This window comes from Geomonas sp., assembly GCF_056994735.1.
In genome coordinates this window covers 1-2,964 of sequence record NZ_JBXKJL010000352.1, presented here as the reverse complement: position 1 = coordinate 2,964, position 2,964 = coordinate 1, and the positions used below count along the sequence as shown (strand labels likewise).

Here is a 2,964-nt window from a genome sequence, read left to right as displayed (position 1 = left end):
GATGCTGATGGTGACCTCGCGGAACGGAATCTCCTTCCCTGAAGCTGCCAGGGCCTGGCGGGCCGCCATCACGATGCCTCCGCAGCAAGGCACCTCCATCCTCAGAACCGTTATTCCCTTTATCCGCGAGACGCGGAAGAGCTCGGTCAGCTTCTCCTTGTACGCCCCGTTGTCGTCCAGCTTCGGGCAGCCGATGACTACGGCCTTGCCCGCCAGGAAGTCGCGGTGGTAGTCGGCGTAGGCGAAGGGGACGCAGTCGGCGGTGATCAGGAGCTCGGCGTCCTGGAAATAGGGCGCGGTTACCGGCACGAGGTGCAGTTGCACCGGCCACTGGGCCAGCTGGCTCGGCTGGGGAGCCGATCCGGAAGCTTGCGCGGGTGCGGAAACAGGCGCGAACGAGGCAACGCGCGAGCCGGGGCAGCCGCCATGCTGGTGATGCGCCGGCTTCGCCGGCGCCGGCGCCGCCGCCTGCTGATGCAGGTGCTTTTCCACCGCGGCCTCGTCAAAGGCGTCGGCGTCACGCTCGATGATGCTGATGGCGTCACGCGGGCAGTCGCCGAGGCACGCTCCCAGGCCGTCGCAGAGATTATCCGCGGAGATCTGCGCCTTGCCGTTGACGATCTTTATGGCGCCCTCAGCGCAGGAAGGCACGCAAAGCCCGCAGCCGTCGCATTTGTCCTGATCTATGTTGACTATTTTCCTGATCATTGGTTCCTCTTCTTGTATTTTCAGTTATGTCTTTATGGCGGCATGAATCCCCACCCTGTCCCTTCCCCTGGAGGGAGGGAACGGGGCGAGATCCCGGTTAGCATAATCGATCAGAAGAAATAGTGCCAGAGAAGATCGAAACGGCCCCGCAGCAAAAGCCTGCGCCCTGAGTAGGCCATCACTTCGCGGATGGCCGCGCGCTGAACCTTGCCGTAGCAATGGATCGGGCAGTGCTTGCAACTGGGCTTGGGATCCAGGGGGCACTTCTGCCTTTTGCCTTCGGCGTATTCCAGAAGCTGCGAGCAATCAGGACAAAGCTCCCCCTTGGGGGTGCGGTGCCTGCCCCGGCAGTAGGTGCCGATGAAGGTCGCCAGCACCCTGATATCCTTTTCCTGTTTTCCCTTTTTGTTCTCATCCATGGCCGTGATACTAGCAGAAGGAGGCGCCACTACGCATGACAAAAGTCAAGAAAGTCCATTCCGCACCCTTTGCCTTTGCACTTAATGTGTGTTATTTTGGCCTCAATGAATACCAATATGAAAAAAATCATCATACCTCGTGCCGAGCACGGCATCTCCCGCTCGCTTCTGAGCACAAATGGCCTGAAGGTCCTCTACAAGCTCAAGGAAAACGGTTTCATCGGCTACCTTGTCGGCGGAGGTGTGCGGGACCTCCTCCTTGGCCGCGAGCCGAAGGACTTCGACGTCGTCACCGACGCCACCCCTGCCCAGTTGAAGAAGCTCTTCCGCAACTGCCGGTTGATCGGCCGCCGTTTCCGCCTGGCCCACCTTCATTTCCACGACGAGATCATAGAGGTTGCCACCTTCCGCTCCGCGACCGATGCTTCGTCCAGTGAGGATCAGCCGGAACCACTCCAGGACGCCGCCACGCTGGAGCGCGACCGCGAGGTGCGCAGACACGGCCCCCGCATGCTCAAGAGCGAGGACGGCATGGTTCTCAGGGACAATGTCTTCGGGACTCCGGAGGAGGATGCCGTCAGGCGTGACTTTACCGTCAACGCGCTCTTCTACAACATCGCCGACTTCTCCATCATCGATCATGTGGGGGGAATGGAAGATCTCAGGAACGGCGTGATCCGGACCATCGGCGACCCGTTGGTCCGCTTCACCGAAGATCCGGTGAGGATGATCCGCGCCGTCCGCTTCGCCTCCATGCTCGGCTTCAATATCGAAGAGAGGACCGAGGCCGCCATGACAGAATTGTGCGGCACCATCAACAAGGCCACGCCGCCGCGCCTGTACGAGGAGGTGCTCAAGCTCCTCCTTCTCGGGGCCGGAGAGCGGACCTACCAGATGATGCGGCACAGCGGGGTTTTCGAGCCGCTCTTCCCGCACTTCGACGCCTGGTTGTCCCGTGAGTCCGACTGCTTCCCGCATGTCCGGGTGAGCAAGGCGCTTGAATGGGTGGACGAGAGGATCGCGCGGGGGGAGCCGGTTTCGCCGACCCTTCTCATCGCCCTGATGTTCGGAGAGTACCTAGAGGAAAAGGTGGCCTCCTTCCGGGAAGAGGGGGCCGCTCCCCAGCAGGCGACGGACATGGCGGTGGCGGAATTCGCAGGTGAACTGGCGCCGACGGTGGCGATACCGAACCGGGTGCTGTTGGGGGTCCGCGAGATCCTGAATGCCCAGCACCGCTTCCAGAAGACCCCCGGGAGGAATGCCCGGGGCTTTATCGGCAGGATGGCCTTCCCCGACGCACTGCTCTTCCTCCGCTTCATCGAGGCGTCGTCTCCCCCCAAGAAATCCCTGGCCGAGTGGTGGGCGCGCTACGCCGCAGAGCAGGCCGCCTCGCTCCCGGCCGAGGCCGACGAGCCGCAGGGCGAAGAGGGACCGGAGAAAAAGAAAAAGCGCAGGAGGAGGAGACGGAAAAAACCCGCCCACCCCGCTGCGCCGCCTGCCGAGTAACGCCCGAAGGGGATCGTTCCTCTTTCTCCAACTCCGCCATCAACCTCCGCCTCATCCACTGGACGATCAACCTCCCCCTCCCCTTGAGGGAGGGGGGCGGGGGGTGGGGGAAGGTGCCACAAGGGTCGATGTTGCCCTCTTCAGTTCCCTTCAAGTCCCACTTTGAAAAAGGGGGATTTAGGGGGATTTGCCTTCGGGCTGATGTTCGGTGCAGATGGCGGCTGACCTAAATCCCCCCTGTCCCCCCTTTGTCCAGGGGGGGGACGCTTGAATCTCCCCCTCCCCTGGAGCGAGGGGGGTGGGGGAAGGTGCCACCGTCGCGAAGAGAGAC

At 62.2% G+C, this 2,964-nt stretch carries 3 protein-coding genes; 1 reads left to right on the top strand and 2 read right to left on the bottom strand.

Annotated features, from left to right (window positions below; genetic code table 11):
• Both AC11W3_RS15285 and AC11W3_RS15280 read right to left on the bottom strand, forming a co-directional pair.
• On the bottom strand, positions 1-708 hold a 708-nt coding region (locus AC11W3_RS15285; RefSeq protein ID WP_484093291.1), incomplete at its 3' end, for an ATP-binding protein.
• Between the two features lie 110 nt (positions 709-818).
• Positions 819-1,127: a nitrous oxide-stimulated promoter family protein gene (locus AC11W3_RS15280; RefSeq protein ID WP_484088980.1), complete on the bottom strand. Its 309-nt coding sequence runs from the start codon at positions 1,125-1,127 to the stop codon at positions 819-821.
• A gap of 105 nt (positions 1,128-1,232) precedes the next feature.
• On the opposite strand from AC11W3_RS15280, the gene pcnB reads away from it, so the two are divergent.
• On the top strand, positions 1,233-2,633 hold the full coding sequence (gene pcnB, locus AC11W3_RS15275; RefSeq protein ID WP_484089000.1) for a polynucleotide adenylyltransferase PcnB: 1,401 nt from the start codon (positions 1,233-1,235) through the stop codon (positions 2,631-2,633).
• The last annotated feature ends 331 nt before the right edge of the window (positions 2,634-2,964 follow it).

Coding starts and splice junctions, on each gene's coding strand:
- AC11W3_RS15280 (WP_484088980.1), bottom strand. CDS start 1,127: ATGGATGAGAACAAAAAGGGAAAACAGGAAAAGGATATCAGGGTGCTG.
- pcnB (WP_484089000.1), top strand. CDS start 1,233: ATGAATACCAATATGAAAAAAATCATCATACCTCGTGCCGAGCACGGC.